The sequence below is a fragment of the Flavobacterium sp. 25HG05S-40 genome, from assembly GCF_052654735.1.
This window is the reverse complement of sequence record NZ_CP199750.1, coordinates 2,960,631-2,981,655: the sequence shown is the minus strand read 5'-3', so window position 1 is coordinate 2,981,655 and position 21,025 is coordinate 2,960,631. Positions and strand designations below refer to the sequence as shown.

Sequence of the window (21,025 nt, the reverse complement as noted above, 5' to 3'; positions counted from 1 at the left end):
TAAATAATTAATTAAGAAATAAAGGATTATGTCGTCTCATTACGAAGCACCCATTAGAAAACCTTTAGTTATCGGTGATAAAAGTTATCACGATGTAACTGTAGATGTAGCCGCTCCGGTTGAAGGAAGAGCCAATAAACAGTGGTGGACTGTATTTTCTATCGCATTAATAGCTTTCCTTTGGGGAATTGGATGTATTGTGTATACAATATCCACCGGAATTGGAACCTGGGGTTTAAATAAAACTGTCGGTTGGGCTTGGGATATTACCAACTTTGTTTGGTGGGTAGGTATTGGACACGCAGGAACACTTATCTCTGCTGTACTTTTATTATTCCGTCAAAGATGGAGAATGGCCATTAACCGTTCTGCAGAAGCTATGACCATTTTCTCTGTAATCCAAGCAGGTTTGTTCCCAATTATTCACATGGGTCGTCCATGGTTAGCTTATTGGGTGGTGCCAATTCCAAATCAGTTTGGTTCACTTTGGGTTAACTTCAACTCACCTCTTCTTTGGGACGTATTCGCGATTTCAACCTATCTTTCAGTTTCATTGGTTTTCTGGTGGACAGGTTTATTGCCTGACTTTGCAATGCTTAGAGATAGAGCAGTAACGCCATTTACAAAAAGAATTTATTCAATCCTATCCTTCGGATGGAGCGGTAGAGCTAAAGACTGGCAACGTTTTGAAGAAGTATCTTTGGTACTTGCAGGTTTAGCTACACCACTTGTACTTTCGGTACACACTATCGTATCCTTTGACTTTGCCACTTCTGTAATTCCGGGATGGCATACAACAATCTTCCCTCCTTACTTCGTTGCTGGAGCGGTATTCTCAGGATTTGCAATGGTAAATACACTTTTAATTATCATGAGAAAAGTGTCTAATCTTGAAGCTTATATCACCATCCAACATATTGAATTAATGAACATTGTAATCATGATTACAGGTTCTATCGTTGGTGTTGCTTATATCACTGAGTTATTCGTAGCTTGGTATTCAGGAGTAGAATTTGAGCAATATGCGTTCTTAAATAGAGCTACTGGTCCTTACTGGTGGGCATACTGGTCGATGATGACTTGTAATGTATTCTCTCCACAATTCATGTGGTTCAAAAAATTAAGAACAAGTATTATGTTCTCTTTTATCATCTCTATTGTGGTAAATATAGGAATGTGGTTTGAGCGTTTTGTAATCATCGTGACTTCATTGCACAGAGATTACCTTCCGTCTTCATGGACAATGTTCCAGCCTACATTTGTTGATATTGGAATCTTTATTGGTACTATTGGTTTCTTCTTTGTATTATTCCTTTTATATGCTAGAACGTTCCCTGTAATTGCTCAAGCTGAGGTAAAAACAATCTTGAAATCATCGGGAGAAAATTTTAAAAGAGCAAGAGAAGCACAAGGTCATAATCATTCAGATAAACACTAAGAATTACAATGAGTAGTACTAAAGTCATACACGCAATATATAATGATGATGATATCTTAATGGATGCAGTTCATAAGACTAGAGCTGCGCATCATCATATTGAAGAAGTTTTTACACCTTTCCCTGTTCACGGGCTAGATAAGGCTATGGGACTTCCACCAACCCGATTAGCAATATGTGCGTTCATCTATGGATGTTACGGATTGTGTTTTGCAACTTGGATGATGTGGAATATCATGATCAATCCTGATGGTGGATGGCCTCAGGATATAGGTGGAAAACCTAGTTTTAGTTATCTTCAAAATATGCCAGCTTTCGTTCCGGTAATGTTTGAGATGACCGTTTTTCATGCAGCTCACTTAATGGTAATCACTTTCTACATGAGAAGTAGATTATGGCCATTCAAAAAAGCTGAAAATCCAGATTTAAGAACTACAGATGACCATTTCTTAATGGAAGTTTCGGTTAACAATAATGAAGAAGAATTGGTTAAGTTCTTTGAAGGAACTGGAGCAGTTGAAGTTAAAGTAATTGATAAGCATTAATTTAGATATGAAAAGTTTATTTAAAACAGCATTTGTATTAGGTATCATTGTTTCCTTATCATCTTGTAAAAATGATTTGAAGCCTAATTACCAATACATGCCAAACATGTACGAATCGGTAGGTTATGAAACTTATTCGGAATCTGATGCTTTCAATTCTCCAACCGGATTAAAAGGCAAGGAAGGTCAACTTCCTCCTGCGGGTACTGCAAAAAGAGGTTTCGTTGCGTATGATATTCCAAATACAACGGAAGGTTATAATTTTTCAAAAACAGTTGTCACTTCTCCATTAGATGGTAAAGCAATTGACATGAAAAAAGCTGAGGAACTGTATGTTATTTATTGTGGGATTTGCCATGGTACTGCCGGAGATGGTAAAGGAAAATTGGTAACACAAGAGAAATTCTTAGGGGTACCAAGTTATGCCGACAGACAAGTTTCAATAGGAAGCATTTTCCACGTTCAAACATATGGTTTAAATTCAATGGGTTCTTATTCAAATCAATTGAGTCAAGAAGAGCGTTGGATGGTTGCTGCTTATGTTCTTGAACTCAAAAGTAAATTATAATTGTAGAACAAACAGATTGTTATAGATATGTATACATTTTCAAGTAAATTAAGAACCTTTTCTTTTGTCCTTATGATCGTTGGTATCCTTGGGATAGGTTATGGTTTTTTAACTGCACCAAAAACTGCTCAGGATGTTGAGGCAATTTTGAAAGCCGAAGAAGAAGCACATCATGGAGGTGGACATGAAGCTGCAGCAGGACATCACGAAGCAGAAGCTAAACATGATGAAGCGAACCATGAAGAAACTCCAGCACATGAAGAGGCAGGTAAAAAAGCTGTTGATTCAGTTGTAGCAAATCATGAAGAGGCTGCTGTAACTCACGATACAATTGCTAAAGATAGTACATCAGTTGCAATAGCACATGAAACTACTAAGGATGATACTCACGCAGAAAAAGGAGCGGCACATACTACTGCTCATTCAGAAGCACACGCTGATGATCACGCGGAACATATTGAACATGTTTTACATCAATTACAAAACAAACCATGGGCAGCTTTGTATGTTGCTTGTATTTTCTTCATGTTGATTACAATGGGAGCTTTGGCTTTCTATGCCATTCAACAAGTAGCTCAGGCAGGATGGTCTCCTGTATTATTTAGAGTAATGCAAGGTGTAACTTCTTACTTGTTACCTGGCTCTATCATTTTCTTTATTCTATTATTGGCTTCAGGTTTTCATATGAATCATTTATTCTCGTGGATGACTGAAGGAATAACTGAGAAAGGGCACGAAAATTATGATGCCATAATTGCTGGAAAATCAGGATATCTAAACTTTCCATTTTGGATTATAAGAGCGATATTGTTTTTGACTGTTTGGAATTTATACAGACATTATTCAAGAAAAAACTGTTTAGCACAAGATGAGTCTAATGATAACAGTTATTACAAAAAGAATTTCAAAATGTCTGCGGCATTCTTAGTGTTCTTTATTGTTTCTGAGTCAATCATGTCATGGGATTGGATTATGTCTGTTGATGCACACTGGTTCAGTACACTTTTCGGATGGTATGTATTTGCCAGCTTCTTTGTAAGCGGTATTACTGTTATTCAAATGGTAACCTTATATTTAAAATCTAAAGGATATTTAGAAAATGTAAATTCAAGCCATATTCACGATTTATCAAAATTCATGTTTGGTATCAGTGTATTCTGGACGTACTTATGGTTCTCTCAATATATGCTGATTTGGTATGCTAACATTCCGGAAGAAGTAACATACTTCGTAACCAGAATTAATGTTTACGGGATTACGTTCTGGGGTGCCTTTGTACTGAATTTTATTTTCCCAATTTTGCTTTTAATCAATACCGATTTCAAACGAATCTATTGGATTATTGTAATGGCTGGTGTAATTATCTTAATCGGACATTATGTTGATTTCTTCAATATGATAATGCCAGGAACAGTAGGCGACAGATGGTTTATTGGAATACCAGAAATTTCATCATTATTATTTTTCTTAGGATTGTTCATTTTCGTGGTTTTCAGTGCCTTAACAAAAGCACCGTTGCTCCCTAAACGAAATCCTTTCATTGAAGAAAGTAAACATTTTCATTATTAATATTTAAAGTAAATTACAAATGACAACTCTTTTGGTACTTATAGTTGTAGTTTTATTGGCAGTGGCCGTGTGGCAGTTAACTAAGATATTTGACCTGACTCAAGTGGGCGTTCAAGTTAATTCAGCTCAAGTCGCGAATGATAATGATAATAAAGTTAACGGTTACTTGATGTTTGGCTTTTTGGTATTCATTTATTTGACTACTATTTTTTGTCTTGTAAACTATGGCCATTTTCCTTTGATTGGAGACTCTGCGTCAGAACACGGGCCGGAAGTCGATAATCTTATGATGATTAGCATGGTTCTTATTTTAGCTGTGCAAACAATCACTCAAGCTTTATTGCACTACTTTGCTTTCAAATATAGAGGTAAACAGGGGCAAAAAGCATTGTATTTTGCAGATAGTAATAAGTTAGAATTTATATGGAGTATTATTCCGGCTATCGTATTGGCAGTTTTAATTCTTTATGGATTATACGCATGGACAAACATTATGTTTGTTGATGAAAAAGATGAAAAAGATGCCATTGTTATCGAATTATATGCACAACAATTTAAATGGGAAGCCCGTTATTCTGGGGCCGATCATGTACTAGGAAAGGCGAATGTTAGGTATATTGAAGGGGTAAATAATTTAGGTGTTGATTTATCAGATCCAAATGCACAAGACGATTTTAATTCAGCGGAACTTCATATTCCAAAAGGGAAGAGGATTATCTTTAAAATGCGTTCACAAGATGTATTGCACTCCGCTTATATGCCTCATTTTAGAGCGCAAATGAACTGTGTTCCTGGAATGGTTACGCAATTCTCATTTATTCCATCAGTAACTACTGCTGAGATGAGGGATAAACCGGCAATGGTTGAAAAAGTTGCTAATATCAATAACATCAGAGCAAAGAAAAGTGCTGCACTAGTTGCTAAAGGTGAGGCTGCTCTTGATCCTTACACTTTTGATTTCTTATTATTGTGTAATAAAATCTGCGGTTCTTCCCACTACAACATGCAAATGAAAATTGTTGTAGATACACCTGAAGAATATCAAGCATGGTTAAAAGAAAATTCAGCTAAAACTATTGTTCAAGCTGTTAAGAATGCTGCTGCAGAAGCTAAGGCATCAGAGAATCCATCCCAAGCAAAAGATTCATCTTCCATAAAAAGTAAAGACACTACTGTAGTTGCTCAAGCAGGAATGTAATATTTATAAAATTTAAAAGTTAACCTAATATGTCAGCAGAAGTTCACAACCACGATCACGGTCACGACGAACACGAACACCACCATAAAGACACGTTCATAACTAAATATATTTTTAGTATTGACCACAAAATGATTGCCAAACAATATCTACTTACGGGTATAATCATGGGTGTTATAGGGGTAGGTATGTCTTTGCTTTTCAGAATGCAATTGGCTTGGCCAGAAGAATCATTTAAAGTCTTTAGTTTTTTTCTAGGTGAAAAAATGGCTCCAGGAGGGGTTATGACAAATGAGGCTTATCTTTCCTTAATAACCATTCATGGTACCATAATGGTATTCTTTGTGTTAACGGCTGCATTGAGCGGTACGTTTAGTAATCTTTTAATTCCTTTACAAATTGGCGCTCGTGATATGGCCTCAGGATTATTGAACATGATTTCCTACTGGTTATTTTTCTTATCAAGCGTAGTTATGGTAAGTTCTTTATTCGTAGAATCAGGGCCTGCTAGTGCAGGATGGACTATTTATCCTCCCTTGAGTGCATTACCACAAGCAATTTCTGGTTCAGGTACTGGGATGACGCTTTGGTTAGTATCCATGGCTATATTTATTGCGGCTTCGTTGTTAGGTTCTTTGAATTATATCGTTACGGTTATTAATTTACGAACTACGGGTATGTCTATGACAAGGTTGCCGTTAACGATTTGGGCTTTCTTTATCACGGCAATCATTGGGGTTATTTCATTCCCAGTGTTATTATCTGCAGCTTTAATGTTAATCATGGATAGAAGCTTTGGAACTTCTTTCTTCCTATCTGATATCTATATCGCTGGAGAAGTATTGCATTACCAAGGTGGTTCTCCGGTACTGTTTGAACATTTATTTTGGTTCTTAGGGCATCCTGAAGTATACATTATATTATTACCAGCCTTAGGTATAACTTCTGAGGTGATTGCTACCAATTCTCGTAAACCAATCTTTGGTTACAGAGCCATGGTTATGTCAATTATTGCTATTGCCTTCTTGTCAACTATTGTTTGGGGTCACCACATGTTTATCTCGGGAATGAATCCATTCCTTGGTTCCGTATTTACCTTTACAACCTTATTGATTGCAATTCCATCCGCAGTAAAAGCATTTAACTATATCACTACGTTATGGAAAGGTAATTTGCAGTTAAATCCAGCGATGTTATTTTCTATCGGATTAGTTTCTACATTTATTACTGGTGGATTAACCGGAATTATTTTAGGAGATAGTACATTAGATATTAACGTTCACGATACGTACTTCGTAGTAGCGCACTTCCACTTAGTAATGGGTATTTCTGCCCTTTACGGAATGTTTGCAGGTATTTATCATTGGTTCCCAAAAATGTTTGGAAGAATGATGAACAAAAACTTAGGATATATTCATTTCTGGGTTACGGCAGTAAGTGCTTATGGAGTTTTCTTCCCAATGCACTTTATTGGTATGGCTGGGTTACCAAGACGATATTACACCAACACAAACTTCCCATTGTTCGACGATTTACAAAATGTAAATGTTATTATAACGGTGTTTGCATTAGTTGGGGGAGCATTTCAATTAGTATTCTTATATAACTTCTTTAGTAGTATTTTCTACGGAAAACGTTCTGTTCAAAATCCATGGAAATCCAATACTTTAGAATGGACTGCACCAGTAGAACATATGCACGGTAACTGGCCAGGAGAAATTCCTCATGTGTATAGATGGCCTTATGATTACAGCAAACCAGGACATGACGATGACTTTGTGCCTCAAAATGTTCCGATGAAGCCAGGTGAAGAACAATTACACCATTAATCTTCAATTAGAATATAACTAATGCCTTTCTTATAAGAAAGGCATTTTTATTTGCTTACAACTTTGTTATATTTGTAATATGAACGAGAATCTCAATCCAACCAATGCTAATTTTAATTCTGAAGAACTTGATCTTGAAAAAAGATTACGTCCCTTATCCTTCGATGATTTTACGGGACAGGATCAAGTCTTGGATAATCTTAAAGTGTTCGTAGAAGCTGCCAATCAAAGAGATGAAGCGCTAGATCATACTCTTTTCCACGGTCCTCCGGGATTAGGGAAAACAACTTTAGCCAATATCTTAGCCAATGAATTAGGTGTTGGTATCAAAATTACTTCGGGTCCAGTATTGGATAAACCAGGCGATTTAGCGGGTCTACTAACGAATCTGGAAGAAAGAGATGTTCTTTTTATAGACGAAATCCATCGTTTAAGTCCAATTGTCGAAGAGTATCTATACTCGGCCATGGAGGATTTCAAAATTGATATTATGATTGAATCCGGACCTAATGCAAGAACGGTGCAAATCAATTTGAATCCGTTTACACTTGTTGGAGCGACGACTCGTTCCGGATTATTAACAGCGCCAATGCGCGCACGTTTCGGTATTCAAAGCAGACTACAATATTATAACACCGAACTTTTAACGACTATTGTGCAACGTAGTTCCAGCATCTTAAAAATGCCCATAACTATGGAAGCCGCGATTGAAATAGCCGGAAGAAGTAGAGGTACGCCTCGTATCGCCAATGCCTTATTACGTCGAGTTCGCGATTTTGCTCAAATCAAAGGAAATGGTAAGATAGACATTGAAATTGCTCGCTTCTCTTTAAAGGCTTTGCATGTGGATGCTCATGGCTTAGACGAAATGGACAATAAAATCTTACTAACCATAATTGATAAATTTAAAGGTGGCCCTGTTGGACTGTCAACCTTAGCAACGGCAGTTTCCGAAAGTGGCGAAACTATAGAGGAAGTTTATGAGCCCTTTTTAATTCAGGAGGGTTTTATAATGAGAACCCCTCGTGGCAGAGAGGTGACCGAAAAAGCCTATAAACATCTTGGCAAAATCAAAACCAATATTCAGGGAGGACTTTTTTAGGGCATTTCCCTTCGGGCAGTCGGCCTTAGCCTCTTGTCCCTTCGGGTCGGGCTTTCCGCAATACATGGTATTTAGCTCCAATCCCTAATGCAATATGAATTCCAACAAAGAAAAATACACCCATCTCATTAAAAACGAAGCCAAACGCCTCGGTTTTTTGTCATGCGGCATATCAAAAGCTGGATTTTTAGAAGAAGAAGCACCACGATTGGAGACTTGGCTGAATAATAATCAGCATGGCGAAATGAAATACATGGAGAATCATTTTGACAAACGCCTAAATCCAACTTTGCTCGTCGATGATGCTAAAAGCGTCATTTCTTTATTGCTGAATTATTATCCGTCAGAAGAACAAAATCAAGAGAGTTATAAGATTTCTAAATATGCTTACGGTCAGGATTATCATTTTGTCATTAAGGACAAACTAAAAGAACTGTTACACACCATCCAAACCGATATTGGAGAAGTTTCAGGAAGAGCTTTTGTTGATTCGGCACCGGTTTTGGATAAAGCTTGGGCTGCCAAAAGCGGCTTGGGCTGGATTGGCAAAAACAGTAATTTATTAACGCAGCAAGTAGGCTCGTTTTACTTTATTGCCGAATTGATAGTCGATTTAACTTTGGATTATGACCACGCTACAACCGATCATTGCGGTACCTGCACAGCGTGTATTGATGCTTGTCCGACGGAAGCTATTGTCGCCCCGTATGTCGTTGATGGAAGCAAATGCATTTCCTATTTCACCATCGAACTCAAGGAAAACATTCCGATGGAAATGAAAGGAAAAATGGACGATTGGATGTTTGGTTGTGATGTCTGTCAGGACGTTTGTCCGTGGAATCGTTTCTCAAAACCGCATAGTGAACCGCTCTTTAATCCCAATCCCGAAATACTGTCTTTTACCAAAAAAGACTGGGAGGAAATTACCGAAGACACCTTCAAAAAAGTCTTTCAAAACTCGGCCGTAAAGCGAACTAAAATGGAAGGCTTAGCGCGTAATATTAAATTCCTGCGATAAGTTAAACAGTTATCTTGACAACATACCCCTCAAAAGTCCGAACATTAAAAACGGTGCCATCTTCAAATAGTAAATATTGTCCTTTGATACCATTGAGTTTCCCTTGAAAATTTGGAGTTTTATCTAAACTCAAACTAGTCACTTTCGACGGATACTGCAAAACAGGGTAGTGAATTTCGAACAAATCGGTTTTGTCAACATGATAAAATTCTTGAACCTCTTTCGGAATCAAGTATTTTAAAGATGCTTTTTCTTGGAGCAAATCTACTTGAGGAACCTCATTTTTAAGCATTTTTTGCCAATTGGTTTTATCAGCATAATGGTTTTTCAGCGCCACTTCCGTAATTCCGGCCAAATAGCGATTCGGAACTTCCACAATCGGTATCGCTTGTACTGCTCCTTGGTCAATCCATCGCGTGGGTACTTGAGTGCCTCGGGTTACCCCAACTTTTACCTCACTAGATAAGGCCAAATACACAATATGAGGTTGCAATTGCACGCGCTTTTCGTACTCTAAATCCCGGTCTTCAATGTCTAAATGTGCCGTACTTAATTCGGGTTTCATAATCCAATCACCCGCAGCAGCCGAACTCATAAAGCAATCATAACAAAATCCCTGACGGAAAATCTTTTTCTTTTTACCACAATTTAAACATTGATACCCCAGAAAACTGATTTCCATCGGCTTGCCCAACAATTGATTTAAACTCAAAAAACTATTCTCAAAAACCAGATAATACTGAATCGGATTAGAGAATTCGGTTTGCATCTTTGTTAATACACCTTCGTAAGTCATCTTTTTATTTAGGATTTAGGAATGAGGATTTAGGATTTAATTCCTATTTTAGCGTAAAGTTATCATTCCTAATTCGTAATTCATAATTCCCAATTCTAAAAATGCCAATCCCTTTAATAAATTCTATCGCTTCGTGGGTTTTGAAACAACGGATTCATCAAATTGAATTGTTTCTAAAATATCCGCATGAAGTTCAGGAAGAACTGATGATGAACCTTATTCGGTCATCAGAAGAAACGGTTATTGGGCAGAAATATGACTTTTCAAGCATCAAATCGTATAAAACGTTTGCAGAAAGAGTTCCCGTTTCGAGTTATGAAGATTTGGAGCCGATGATAGAGCTTACGCGCAAAGGGGCACAAAATGTTTTTTGGAATACGCCCATAAAATGGTTCGCCAAATCGAGCGGAACAACCAATGCCAAAAGTAAGTTTATACCCGTTAGCAACGAAGCCCTGGAAGACTGTCATTACAAAGGCAGCAAAGATTTGTTGTGCATGTATCTGAACAATAATGAGAATTCCGAAATGTTTTTGGGGAAAAGTCTTCGTCTTGGAGGTAGCTCTCAGATTTACGAAAACAACAATACCTATTTTGGAGATTTATCTGCAATTCTAATCGAAAATATGCCCATTTGGGCCGAATTCAGTAGTACACCCAGCAATAAAATTTCATTGATGAGCGAATGGGAAGCCAAGCTAACCGCCATTATCAACGAAACCAAGAATGAAAATGTTACCAGTTTCGCCGGAGTTCCTTCGTGGATGTTGGTGTTGCTCAACCGAATCATGTCGGAAACCGGGAAAGACACTCTAATGGAAATATGGCCTAACCTCGAAGTCTATTTTCATGGTGGCGTAAGTTTTGAGCCTTATCGCGAACAATACAAAAAGATTTTACCGCATTCCAATTTTAAATATTACGAAATCTACAATGCTTCTGAAGGCTTTTTTGCTATTCAGGATTTGAATTATTCTAATGATTTATTGCTGATGCTCGATTACGGCATCTTCTATGAGTTCATTCCGATGGATACTTTTGGAACCGAAAACCAAAAAGTAATTCGCTTGGCTGATGTAGAGTTGTTTAAGAATTATGCCGTTGTGATTACCACCAATGCCGGACTTTGGCGCTATCTCATCGGAGATACAGTACGATTTACGTCACTTTCTCCTTATCGAATTCGGGTTTCCGGAAGAACCAAACATTATATCAATGTTTTTGGTGAAGAGTTAGTGGTGGAAAACACAGATATGGCTTTGGCTAAAACCTGTAAGGATTTGCATTGCGAAGTCAAAGATTATACTGTAGCGCCGATTTTTATGAAAGGTAAGGAAAAAGGGGCACACGAATGGATGATTGAGTTTATGAATTATCCCGATGATATTCAGTTGTTCCAAAAAGCATTAGATGAAAATCTACAAACCCTAAACTCTGATTACGAAGCCAAACGCTACAATAACATGACATTAAATCAATTATCGGTAAATGTGGCTAGGGAAAATTTATTTTACGACTGGCTTAAGGATAATGACAAATTGGGAGGTCAACACAAGATCCCAAGGCTTTCCAACGGAAGAGAATACCTAGAGCAATTGAAGCATATGAATGAAACCATCTCAAAATAACAATTACATGAGAAAAATAGTTGCCTTACTTTTACTTATGGGTTTTTTGGTTTCTTGTGGACCACGTCGCATGCAATGCGGTCCTGGAAGACGTTGTCTGGTAGAAATTCCTAAAGAAAAAATGTTCGTAAACAAAGCCATTGTTTGAAAACGAAACTTTACCTCGCGCTATTTTGCGTAGCGTTCTTTTGGGGAACCACGTTTTTGGGCATTCGCATTGGTGTCGAAACCATACCGCCGTTTATTTTGGCAGGAATACGAAATTTAATTTCGGGAAGTATCATTTTTTGTTATTTACTATTTCAAAAGAAGCTTGAAAAAGTAAGCCTAAGACAGTTGTTGCGTTCCTTCATCTTGGCGATATTAATGATTGTTTTAGCAAACGGATTGACTACGTATGCCGAAAAGTATATCACAAGCGGATTGGCATCATTGATTTCTACACTTACACCATTTTGTGTGCTAATTCTGAATTTGACGATGGGTTACGAAAAACTATCCGTCAAAACAATTCTGGGAATCTTTTTAGGAATGTTAGGCATATTCTTAATCTACCAAACTAGTTTAACCGATTTGTTGATTCCGGAATACCGACACGGAATTTACGCCTTACTGCTTGCTATTCTTGCATGGTCTGTTGGTACCTTACTCATGAAACGAGGAAGCGAAAATTCGTTGACAATGTTGATGAATATTTGCGTTCAAATGTTGATTGCCGGAGTTATTTTAACGTCAATTCAATTTTATCTTACGCCAGATGTTTCGGTTTCCAGATGGAGCGCACAAAGTATTTTTGCCCTGATTTATCTAGCATTATTTGGTTCGGTTGTAGGTTATGTTGCCTTTAGCTACTTGTTAACACAATTGCCTTCTACAAAAGTTGTAGTCTTGTCTTATATCAATTTAGTAGTAGCATTATTTTTAGGTTGGTTGATTCTAGATGAAGTAATTACAAGCCGCATTATTACAGCTACCATACTTATAATAAGTGGTGTAGTGGTTGTGAATTATAAAAAGCAAAATAAAATTTAGTTTTACTGTAACAAAACATTTGTGTTAAAGTCTTATTAAAATCATCAATCAACCCGAAGCAAAGCAAAGCCTTTTGAAGTGTTTCGGAATAAAATCAATCTAATGAAATCACTATTTATGGCTGCTCTTCTTTTGGCAGCAGGAAGCACTTTTGCGCAAGAAACGCCTAAAGACCAACCGAATCAGACTGTACAGGATACAACCAAAACTCCTAAAGTCAACGAGCTGAAAGAACTTACCCTAACGCAGCAAAAAAAATTCATCAAAATCGAATCCGACAAAACTACGGTTGCCGTTAAAGACAATCCCATGTTGGGCACAGGTAATGCTTATGATGCTGTAAAAAAATTACCCGGAGTAATTGCTTCTCCAACAGGTGGTTTGTCGTTAAACGGAAAAGGTGTTACTATTTATATTGATGGTGCTCCTAGTACTTTAAGCGGGAACGATTTAGAAAATTATCTTTCCTCACTTCCGGCAAATGCTATCGAAAAAGTCGAATTAATCTACAATCCAGGCGCTGCTTTTGATGCTAATGCGAGTGGTTCCATCATCAATTTGGTTACCAGTTCCAAAAGAATGAAAGGTATTAACGCTAGCTTTAACATCAACTATAATTTTAATAAATACCAAAAGCCAAGTCCGCAAATTTTGCTGAACGGAAAAGAGAAAAACCTGAGTTGGCAGACGATGATTGGTTACAATTATATCGAAAGAGAACAGCGTTCTAAAAACGGACAAACTTTTACTTCTTTTGATCCGGATAAATTTATCGATCAAGATAGATTGACTGTAACGACTAATAGAAATTTCTATGCTCGATTTGGAACCAATTATAAACTTACTTCAAAATCAAACCTACTCTTCAATTACAATACAACTTTTTCTAACGACAGAAATGTATTTGATGGGATTACAACAGGCTCTGAAATTTCAGACTACGTTAATAAAGGAACGAATAAGACAAAAGGAAGTAATCACGAAATCAGTTTGCAGTTTAAAACCAAATTGGATACAATTGGTAGAACTTTAGACGTTACAGCATTTACCAATACGTTTCATCAAAACCCGGATTCTAAAACAAATGCTCTTGAAAATACTATTTCCAGTTTTAACAATTTCAAAAACGATTTTGGACTGTTGAATTATTATTTGAAATACGACTTTGCCATTCCGTTTCAAAAAATCAATCTTTCCTTCAATACCGGTGGTAAATTCAACACGATTAAAGTAGAAAACACGGGGAAATACAATCTGAATTCGGCCATCACGGATATCATCGATTTTGATTATAAAGAAACCAACTTGGCGTTTTATGCGGAACTGCGTCAAAAAATCAAAAAACTAAACCTGACCGCCGGTCTACGCTACGAAGATTTTAATGTAGACAGAACCGGAGTTGTAGATAACACCAGAACAGATATCGATTTCAAGAATAAAAATCTATTCCCCAATTTCAGTGCTTTGTATGAAATCACAGGAGATATCAATGTTAGCGCTTCTTATTCGAGAAAAATTTCGCAACCTAGTTATTATGTGCTTGATCCTAACGGTGGTAATTTTGACCAATACAATACGTCTACTGGGAATTTATTATTAAATCCGTCATTCTTTGATAATTTTGAGTTTAAGGTTACTGCATTTCAGTTTGTACAATTAGGTACGAATTATACGGTAGCTAAAGATCAAAATTTATTTATTTTGAACGCAGAACCCGGAGAAACAGTGAGTACTCAAACGTTCCAGCAGTTTGATAAATTCAAGACGTTTACCGCTTACGCCAATTTCCCAATTCCGTTGGATTATTTCTTCAAAGGAAAAGAAGAGTTTCAGAAGCGCATGAACAATATTGATAAGATGAACTACATTTTTTTCAATGTTGCCTATATTAAAAACATGACCGAAGGCTATAATTTCTCGTTTAAATCGCAACCGGTATGGAATTATGCTGCACAAGCTCAAATCATGTTGCCTTGGGATGTAAAGAGTTACCTGAATTATTTCATTTTACCGGCGAACGGCGTTTGGGAAATTTACAAAATCACCAAGCCTATCCAGCAATTTGATATTTCGATAAGTAAGGATTTCATGAATAAAAATCTTAAAATCGGACTTCATGCGTTTGATCTTTTCAATCAGAACGAAGTCAACGCTTTAATTTCATCTACAAATTTGCAGACTAAATTCTACGAGAAAAATGATTCAAGAACCTTCCGAATTTCATTAACCTATAATTTCGGAAACTTAAAAATAGAAAAAGAAAACACAGATATCGAAACCGAGAAAGTTAAAAGCGGTGGCGGATTTGTGAAATAAGTCGACGTTAATTAATTGAAATTTTACTAATTAAATTAAAAATGAAACGTACACTTATATTGTTGGTTTTAGTAATTAGCAGTTTAACAAATTTGATTCATGGCCAAAGTCTTGATTCAAAAATAGAGGACTTGATTACAAATGAAATACAAGATCAGAATGGACCAGGGGCAGTTTTTTTAATTGCTAAAAATGGCGAGCCAATATATCAAAAAGCATTTGGTAAAGCCAATCTCGAATTAGATGTTAATCTTGAGGATGATTATGTTTTTCAATTGGGCTCGATGACCAAACAGTTCACTGCTGTCGCCATAATGATGCTAAAAGAGCAGGGCAAGTTAGATACTAATGATTTTATTTCGAAATTTATTCCAGATTACCCTAATGGAAATAATATAAGAATCCATCATTTACTAACGCATACCTCAGGGATTAAAGATTTTACGACTATGAAATCACTTCGTGAAATTGCGCAAAAAGAGATGAGCCCAAAAATGATGGTAGACTTTTTTAAAAATGAACCTGTAGATTTTGCACCAGGCGAAAAGTTTGATTACAACAACTCAGGATATGTGCTTTTAGGATATTTGATTGAATTGATATCTAAAGATTCCTATCAAGATTTTATTGAGAAAAATATTTTTCAAAAAATTGGGATGCTTCAGTCTATTTATGCAACGGATCGACAAATAATCAAAAGAAGAGCTTATGGCTATCAAAAGAAGGAGAGTGGATATGTCAATAAAACGGTAATTAATTATAGTATACCCTATTCCTCTGGAGCTTTAATGTCAACAATTACAGATATGCTAAAGTGGCAAAATGCATTGCGTCAGAATCTGTTGTTAAGTCCAGAAAGTGCCATATCAGTATTTAGTAAGCATAAATTAAACAATGGAGAAGAAGTTGCTTACGGATATGGGTGGCATATCAGGGAGATTAACGGAATCCAGACAAGAGAACATGGAGGTAGTATTTTTGGTTTCAAAACAATGGGCGTTTATATACCAACTAAAGATATTTATGTGATAGGATTTACAAATTGTGATTGTATTTCGCCCACAAAAATCACCCAAAACATAGCTAAATTACTACTGGATTCTGAGGTTATAAAGAACTAGTTTATAAAACAAAAATCCCCGCAATTGCGGGGATTTTTTATGAAGCTATTTCAAGTCTTTTTAATAGATTCTTGCTTAACGCGTCCTGGGTGTATTCTAAATCTACGTGTAATTCTTTGTCGTCCGAACTTGGTAAATCATACATAGCATCGGTCAAAATGGCTTCGCACAGCGAGCGTAATCCTCGGGCACCTAATTTATATTCTAACGCTTTGTCTACAATATAATCTAAGGCATCATTCGAAATAGTGAATTTCACATCATCCATTCCGAAGAGCTTTTCATATTGCTTTATTAGAGCATTCTTTGGTTCGGTTAAGATGGCACGAAGCGTTTCCTTATCCAAAGGATCCATGTGTGTTAATACAGGAAGTCGTCCGATAATTTCTGGTATCAATCCAAAATCTTTGATGTCTTTCGGAATAATATATTGCAGCAAATTATTTTTGTCGATGCCTTCCGCATTTTTAGAAGTAGAATAGCCAATCGCCTGACGGTTGAGCCTTTTAGAAATGATTCTCTCCACACCATCAAATGCACCTCCAGCTATAAACAAGATGTCTTTGGTATTGACTTCTATAAATTTTTGGTCCGGATGTTTTCTGCCTCCTTTTGGGGGAACATTGACTACCGTTCCTTCTAATAATTTCAATAGCGCTTGTTGAACACCTTCACCCGAAACATCACGGGTTATTGATGGATTGTCACTTTTACGGGCAATCTTGTCAATCTCGTCAATGAATACAATGCCGCGTTCGGCTTTCGCCAAATCGTAATCTGCAGCTTGTAACAATCGGGTTAGAATGCTTTCGACATCTTCACCAACATAACCGGCTTCTGTTAAAACGGTTGCGTCTACGATTGCCAAAGGCACTTCCAACATTTTGGCTATGGTTTTGGCCACTAAGGTTTTCCCAGTTCCGGTCTGACCAACCATGATGATGTTTGATTTTTCAATTTCAACATCTTCCTCGTGTTGCAACTGCATCAATCTTTTGTAGTGATTATATACAGCAACAGACATCACTTTTTTGGTTTGATCTTGTCCGATAACATATTGATCCAAAAAAGCTCTTATTTCTTTTGGTTTTTTCAGAATCAAATCGGCGTTTGATTTCAAAAGGGATGCTCCGCCCGACTTCAATTCTTCCATAACTATTCCGTGTGCTTGCTCGATGCATCTGTCGCAAACATGCGCATTTACTCCAGCAATCAATAGGTTAGTTTCTGGTTTTTTTCGTCCACAAAAGGAACATTCTAAAACTTGTTTTGCCATTCGTTTAGTCTAAAGTCCAAAGTCTAAAGTCGGAAAGCCTTTTGACCTTCGACTTTAGACTTTCGACAAATTTATCTTCTTAAAACTTCATCAATCATTCCGTATTCTTTAGCTTCATCAGCAATCATCCAATAATCGCGTTCTGAATCTTTATGCACTTTGTCGAATGTTTGTCCCGAATGATGCGAAATGATTTGGTACAATTCGTCTTTCAGTTTCAGCATTTCTTTCAGGTTGATTTCCATGTCCGTTGCCACACCTGATGCACCTCCTGATGGTTGGTGAATCATCACTCTTGAATGAGGTAACGCCGAACGTTTTCCGGCCGCACCGGCACATAGTAAAACAGCACCCATTGACGCTGCCATTCCGGTACAGATCGTAGCTACGTCAGGTTTGATGTACTGCATGGTGTCGTAAATTCCGAGACCGGCATACACACTTCCGCCTGGAGAGTTGATGTAGATTTGGATGTCTTTGGAAGCATCAACGCTTTCCAAAAACAGTAATTGTGCTTGGATAATGTTGGCCATATAGTCGTCAACTCCGGTTCCCATAAAGATGATTCTGTCCATCATCAAACGAGAGAAAACGTCTAATTGTGACACGTTTAATTGTCTTTCTTCTATAATATAAGGCGTCATGCTACCTACGATTTTATCGTAGTACAAACTATTTACACCATGTTTTTTAGTAGCAAATTTTTTAAATTGCTTCGCCAGTTCGAGCGTAGCTCTTGGGTCTTTTCCGTAGTCCATTTTTATAAGTTATGAATTATGAGTTACTGTTTGTTTTAGTCAAAGTTCGTGCCTTGTTTTAAAAGTGACATTGTGTCGGTAAACCGAATTCCTAGCCCGGATGGGAGCGAGCTACCATGTAGCGCGGACAGCCGGATTAGCTTCTAAACAAAAAAGCGCCAAATTACTTTGACGCTCAAATATAATTAAAATATCTTATTAGTGTTTTAATTCGCCATACATTGCTTTGATGAATTCATCGTAGCTTACTTCTTTGGTTTTGGCTTTTACTTTATCCTTGAAAAGGTTCAGCATTTTTTCGCTCATGACCTGCTCCGATAAACGTTTTACCTCTTCTTGATTTGACATTACGCGGGCAACAATTCCTTGAACATCTTCGTCGGTTGGATTCATTTGGCCAAATTGTGCCATTTGTCTTTTGATGACTTCAGAGGTGTAGTCTTTTAATTCTTCGAAAGTAAGTTGAAGTTTATTTTCGGCCATTACTTTTCCTTCGATTAGCTGATAACGTAAACCGTTTTCGGATTTGTTGTATTCTACTTCAGCTTCTTCGGCAGTCATTGGGTTTTCACCAGCGTTTTGAATCCATTTTTTAAGGAAAGCAGCCGGTAAATTGAACTTCGTGTTGGCGATTAAGAACTCGGTTACATCATTTAAGAATTTTTGATCCGCTTGTTGTGTGAATTGTTGTTCAGCGTCTTCTTTGATTTTGGCTTTCAATTCGGCTACCGAAGTAATTACTTTTGGGCCGAATAATTTATCAAACAATTCTTGGTCTAAAGTAGCCAGTTCGTGACCAACAACTTCATCAATAGTAAAGGTTACTTCGATGTCTAAACCGTGAACGTCATCGTGACCTATTGCCAAAACGTCCATAAGTTTGTGATCGTCATCAAATAAACCTTTAGTTTTTAAAGTAACGACATCGCCTACTTTTTTACCTAGGAATGCTTTGGCAGTTTTTTTGTCGGCGAAAGTGTCTAAGGACAGCGTCGTTCTGTTGTTGATGGCTTTTTCTTCGTTGGCGAAGATTCCGGAAACGTCATTTCCTTCTTCAACGGTATCTTTGGCGATTAGTTTTCCGTATTGTTTTTGGATGCGTGCGACTTGGTCGTTTAGCATTTTGTCATCAGCAATGATTTTATACTGAACCAAATCATTTTTGGCGGCCAAATCAACACTGAATTCCGGAGCTAATCCTAATTCGAATTCGAACTTATAATCTTCAACATCCCAATTGAAATCTTCGGTTACTTTTGGTAACGGATTTCCAAGAATATCTAATTTTTCTTGAACCAAATAGTTGTTTAAATTATCTTGTAGCAATTTGTTTACTTCGTCTAACAACACTGCTTTTCCGTATTGTTTTTGGATTAAGCTCATAGGAACAGCACCTTTTCTGAAGCCAGGAATACTAGCATTTTTGCGGTAATCCGCTAATACTTTATCCACTTTTTCTGCATAATCATTTTTAGCTACTTCTACAGTAATCACAGCATTTAATGCATCTACGTTATTTCTTGTAATATTCATTTTTATATATACTAAAATTGGGTTGCAAAATTATAACATTTCTGCAACCCAACCAATTTTATTTTGTTGATTTTAACGCTCTTATTTTGTGTCGCCTGTGATTTGATACACTAAAGATTGTGAAAGCGATAAAACAATACTGAAGAGCATAGCAGTCCAAAACGAACTGATTCGGAAACCATCCACAAAATGGTCGCACAGTAATATCATGATGGCATTAATGACCAATAAGAATAAGCCAAGTGTAAAAATGGTTACCGGTAATGTAAACAAGACCAAAATGGGCTTTACAAAAAAGTTGAGTAGTCCCAAAACGATGGCAACGGTAAGGGCTGTGGTAAATTCGTCTACCATGACGCCTTTCATGATTTTGGCTAAGCCTAATACTAAAAGAGCAGTGATAAGGATTCTAAATAGTAATTTCATATGTTTTTAATTTTAACAATTTTATTTTCTCAAAAACCTTGCCGTTTCCTCGAAAAATGACTTCGGGTTTTCAGCGTGAAGCCAATGCCCAACATTCGGAATTGTGGCTAATTCAAAGTTAGGAAAATGCTTTTTTATTTCGGGTAAATCGGTGTCTAGAATGTATTTCGAATTCCCGCCGCGAATAAATAACGTGGGTTTGTCAAAATGATTTTCTTCGGGTAAGACTTCGCCAATAGTTTCAATTTTGGTATTAAAGACTGGTAGATTGAAACGAAAAGCTAACTGTCCAGGTTCCGACCAATATAAGTTTTTCATTAAAAACTGTCTTGTGCCAAAATCAGGAATGAAAGGATATAGCGTTTCTTCTACTTGACTTCTGTCAGGTTTTGTGGTGAAATCTACGGCGTTTAATCCGGCCAAGATATCCTGATGATGTGGCGCGTAATATTTTGGACCAATATCGGCAACGATTAATTTTTCAACCATTTCGGGATAGTTTGTAGCAAAAAGCATGGCTACTTTTCCGCCCATGGAATGTCCGATTATGGAAATATTGGATAAATTGTAGTGTTGGCAGTATTCCAAAACATCATTTGCCATGACCGTATAATTGAAGTCGTCAGAATGAAAACTTTTTCCGTGATTTCTCAAATCGACCATGTGAACCTGAAAACCTTCGGAAGCATAAAGAGCGCCAAACGATTTCCAATTGTCTGACATTCCCAGAAAACCGTGAATGATTAAAAGTGGCTTTCCTTCGCCTTCTATTCTGGAGTGTAATAGCATAGTTATTTTTGATTTCAGATTTTTGATTTCAAATTTTTGATTTCAGAACAGATTTAAAAATCATAAATCATCATTCATAAATC

The 21,025-nt window shown here is 37.0% G+C and carries 19 protein-coding genes; 13 read left to right on the top strand and 6 right to left on the bottom strand.

All coding sequences use genetic code 11. From position 1 onward, the window contains the following. Positions 1 to 28: 28 nt before the first annotated feature. The 8 genes from nrfD (at position 29) to queG (ending at position 9,267) form a co-directional block, all read left to right on the top strand. Positions 29 to 1,438 (top strand): NrfD/PsrC family molybdoenzyme membrane anchor subunit, encoded by a 1,410-nt coding sequence (nrfD, locus tag ACULEU_RS13010; protein WP_445452995.1) that lies wholly within the window; start codon positions 29 to 31, stop codon positions 1,436 to 1,438. A gap of 8 nt (positions 1,439 to 1,446) precedes the next feature. Further along, complete coding sequence (locus tag ACULEU_RS13005) at positions 1,447 to 1,983, top strand: DUF3341 domain-containing protein (RefSeq protein WP_445452994.1); 537 nt, start codon at positions 1,447 to 1,449, stop codon at positions 1,981 to 1,983. Between the two features lie 7 nt (positions 1,984 to 1,990). Next, on the top strand, positions 1,991 to 2,551 hold the full coding sequence (locus tag ACULEU_RS13000; RefSeq protein WP_445452993.1) for a c-type cytochrome: 561 nt from the start codon (positions 1,991 to 1,993) through the stop codon (positions 2,549 to 2,551). A gap of 27 nt (positions 2,552 to 2,578) precedes the next feature. Then, a complete protein-coding gene (locus ACULEU_RS12995) occupies positions 2,579 to 4,120 on the top strand; it encodes a quinol:cytochrome C oxidoreductase (protein WP_445452992.1) in 1,542 nt (513 codons plus the stop codon). 19 nt (positions 4,121 to 4,139) lie between these two features. Continuing rightward, positions 4,140 to 5,318, top strand: a complete 1,179-nt coding sequence (locus ACULEU_RS12990; RefSeq protein WP_445452991.1) for a cytochrome c oxidase subunit II — start codon at positions 4,140 to 4,142, stop codon at positions 5,316 to 5,318. Positions 5,319 to 5,347: 29 nt separating this feature from the next. After that, on the top strand, positions 5,348 to 7,147 hold the full coding sequence (locus ACULEU_RS12985) for a cytochrome c oxidase subunit I (protein WP_445452990.1): 1,800 nt from the start codon (positions 5,348 to 5,350) through the stop codon (positions 7,145 to 7,147). A gap of 79 nt (positions 7,148 to 7,226) precedes the next feature. Then, entirely contained in the window at positions 7,227 to 8,249 is a 1,023-nt protein-coding gene (gene ruvB, locus ACULEU_RS12980) for a Holliday junction branch migration DNA helicase RuvB (RefSeq protein WP_445452989.1), read from the top strand. Positions 8,250 to 8,343: 94 nt separating this feature from the next. Beyond that, positions 8,344 to 9,267 carry a tRNA epoxyqueuosine(34) reductase QueG gene (queG, locus tag ACULEU_RS12975; protein ID WP_445452988.1) on the top strand — a complete coding sequence of 308 codons (924 nt, stop codon included), beginning with the start codon at positions 8,344 to 8,346 and terminating at the stop codon, positions 9,265 to 9,267. A 1-nt stretch (position 9,268) separates the two neighbouring features. Here queG and ACULEU_RS12970 read toward each other — a convergent pair whose 3' ends face one another. Next, on the bottom strand, positions 9,269 to 10,063 hold the full coding sequence (locus tag ACULEU_RS12970) for a DUF2797 domain-containing protein (RefSeq protein ID WP_445452987.1): 795 nt from the start codon (positions 10,061 to 10,063) through the stop codon (positions 9,269 to 9,271). A 101-nt stretch (positions 10,064 to 10,164) separates the two neighbouring features. Between ACULEU_RS12970 and ACULEU_RS12965 the strand changes: the two genes are divergently transcribed. The 5 genes from ACULEU_RS12965 to ACULEU_RS12945 all read left to right on the top strand — a co-directional run bounded on the left by ACULEU_RS12965 (position 10,165) and on the right by ACULEU_RS12945 (position 16,160). Further along, positions 10,165 to 11,691: a GH3 auxin-responsive promoter family protein gene (locus tag ACULEU_RS12965; RefSeq protein WP_445452986.1), complete on the top strand. Its 1,527-nt coding sequence runs from the start codon at positions 10,165 to 10,167 to the stop codon at positions 11,689 to 11,691. Between the two features lie 7 nt (positions 11,692 to 11,698). Next, the gene (locus tag ACULEU_RS12960) at positions 11,699 to 11,839 is read left to right on the top strand and encodes a hypothetical protein (protein ID WP_445452985.1); all 141 of its coding nucleotides are present in this window, start codon (positions 11,699 to 11,701) and stop codon (positions 11,837 to 11,839) included. Then, complete coding sequence (locus ACULEU_RS12955; RefSeq protein WP_445452984.1) at positions 11,836 to 12,723, top strand: DMT family transporter; 888 nt, start codon at positions 11,836 to 11,838, stop codon at positions 12,721 to 12,723. The genes ACULEU_RS12960 and ACULEU_RS12955 overlap by 4 nt, the downstream gene beginning before the upstream one ends. 102 nt (positions 12,724 to 12,825) lie before the next feature. After that, the gene (locus ACULEU_RS12950) at positions 12,826 to 15,039 is read left to right on the top strand and encodes a TonB-dependent receptor domain-containing protein (RefSeq protein ID WP_445452983.1); all 2,214 of its coding nucleotides are present in this window, start codon (positions 12,826 to 12,828) and stop codon (positions 15,037 to 15,039) included. A 41-nt stretch (positions 15,040 to 15,080) separates the two neighbouring features. Continuing rightward, positions 15,081 to 16,160 (top strand): serine hydrolase domain-containing protein, encoded by a 1,080-nt coding sequence (locus ACULEU_RS12945; protein WP_445452982.1) that lies wholly within the window; start codon positions 15,081 to 15,083, stop codon positions 16,158 to 16,160. A gap of 37 nt (positions 16,161 to 16,197) precedes the next feature. Here ACULEU_RS12945 and clpX read toward each other — a convergent pair whose 3' ends face one another. The 5 genes from clpX to ACULEU_RS12920 all read right to left on the bottom strand — a co-directional run bounded on the left by clpX (position 16,198) and on the right by ACULEU_RS12920 (position 20,942). Continuing rightward, positions 16,198 to 17,436: an ATP-dependent Clp protease ATP-binding subunit ClpX gene (gene clpX, locus ACULEU_RS12940; protein WP_445452981.1), complete on the bottom strand. Its 1,239-nt coding sequence runs from the start codon at positions 17,434 to 17,436 to the stop codon at positions 16,198 to 16,200. A 71-nt stretch (positions 17,437 to 17,507) separates the two neighbouring features. Further along, entirely contained in the window at positions 17,508 to 18,194 is a 687-nt protein-coding gene (clpP, locus tag ACULEU_RS12935; RefSeq protein WP_445452980.1) for an ATP-dependent Clp endopeptidase proteolytic subunit ClpP, read from the bottom strand. 198 nt (positions 18,195 to 18,392) lie between these two features. Further along, positions 18,393 to 19,727, bottom strand: a complete 1,335-nt coding sequence (tig, locus tag ACULEU_RS12930) for a trigger factor (RefSeq protein ID WP_445452979.1) — start codon at positions 19,725 to 19,727, stop codon at positions 18,393 to 18,395. 81 nt (positions 19,728 to 19,808) lie between these two features. Then, positions 19,809 to 20,153 carry a phage holin family protein gene (locus ACULEU_RS12925; protein WP_445452978.1) on the bottom strand — a complete coding sequence of 115 codons (345 nt, stop codon included), beginning with the start codon at positions 20,151 to 20,153 and terminating at the stop codon, positions 19,809 to 19,811. 21 nt (positions 20,154 to 20,174) lie between these two features. Further along, positions 20,175 to 20,942, bottom strand: a complete 768-nt coding sequence (locus ACULEU_RS12920) for an alpha/beta fold hydrolase (protein WP_445452977.1) — start codon at positions 20,940 to 20,942, stop codon at positions 20,175 to 20,177. Between the last annotated feature and the right edge of the window lie 83 nt (positions 20,943 to 21,025).

Bases quoted from the DNA above. Each gene is read 5' to 3' on its own strand.
- nrfD (WP_445452995.1), top strand. From the start codon at position 29: ATGTCGTCTCATTACGAAGCACCCATTAGAAAACCTTTAGTTATCGGT.
- ACULEU_RS13005 (WP_445452994.1), top strand. From the start codon at position 1,447: ATGAGTAGTACTAAAGTCATACACGCAATATATAATGATGATGATATC.
- ACULEU_RS13000 (WP_445452993.1), top strand. From the start codon at position 1,991: ATGAAAAGTTTATTTAAAACAGCATTTGTATTAGGTATCATTGTTTCC.
- ACULEU_RS12995 (WP_445452992.1), top strand. From the start codon at position 2,579: ATGTATACATTTTCAAGTAAATTAAGAACCTTTTCTTTTGTCCTTATG.
- ACULEU_RS12990 (WP_445452991.1), top strand. From the start codon at position 4,140: ATGACAACTCTTTTGGTACTTATAGTTGTAGTTTTATTGGCAGTGGCC.
- ACULEU_RS12985 (WP_445452990.1), top strand. From the start codon at position 5,348: ATGTCAGCAGAAGTTCACAACCACGATCACGGTCACGACGAACACGAA.
- ruvB (WP_445452989.1), top strand. From the start codon at position 7,227: ATGAACGAGAATCTCAATCCAACCAATGCTAATTTTAATTCTGAAGAA.
- queG (WP_445452988.1), top strand. From the start codon at position 8,344: ATGAATTCCAACAAAGAAAAATACACCCATCTCATTAAAAACGAAGCC.
- ACULEU_RS12970 (WP_445452987.1), bottom strand. From the start codon at position 10,063: ATGACTTACGAAGGTGTATTAACAAAGATGCAAACCGAATTCTCTAAT.
- ACULEU_RS12965 (WP_445452986.1), top strand. From the start codon at position 10,165: ATGCCAATCCCTTTAATAAATTCTATCGCTTCGTGGGTTTTGAAACAA.
- ACULEU_RS12960 (WP_445452985.1), top strand. From the start codon at position 11,699: ATGAGAAAAATAGTTGCCTTACTTTTACTTATGGGTTTTTTGGTTTCT.
- ACULEU_RS12950 (WP_445452983.1), top strand. From the start codon at position 12,826: ATGAAATCACTATTTATGGCTGCTCTTCTTTTGGCAGCAGGAAGCACT.
- ACULEU_RS12945 (WP_445452982.1), top strand. From the start codon at position 15,081: ATGAAACGTACACTTATATTGTTGGTTTTAGTAATTAGCAGTTTAACA.
- clpX (WP_445452981.1), bottom strand. From the start codon at position 17,436: ATGGCAAAACAAGTTTTAGAATGTTCCTTTTGTGGACGAAAAAAACCA.
- clpP (WP_445452980.1), bottom strand. From the start codon at position 18,194: ATGGACTACGGAAAAGACCCAAGAGCTACGCTCGAACTGGCGAAGCAA.
- tig (WP_445452979.1), bottom strand. From the start codon at position 19,727: ATGAATATTACAAGAAATAACGTAGATGCATTAAATGCTGTGATTACT.
- ACULEU_RS12925 (WP_445452978.1), bottom strand. From the start codon at position 20,153: ATGAAATTACTATTTAGAATCCTTATCACTGCTCTTTTAGTATTAGGC.
- ACULEU_RS12920 (WP_445452977.1), bottom strand. From the start codon at position 20,942: ATGCTATTACACTCCAGAATAGAAGGCGAAGGAAAGCCACTTTTAATC.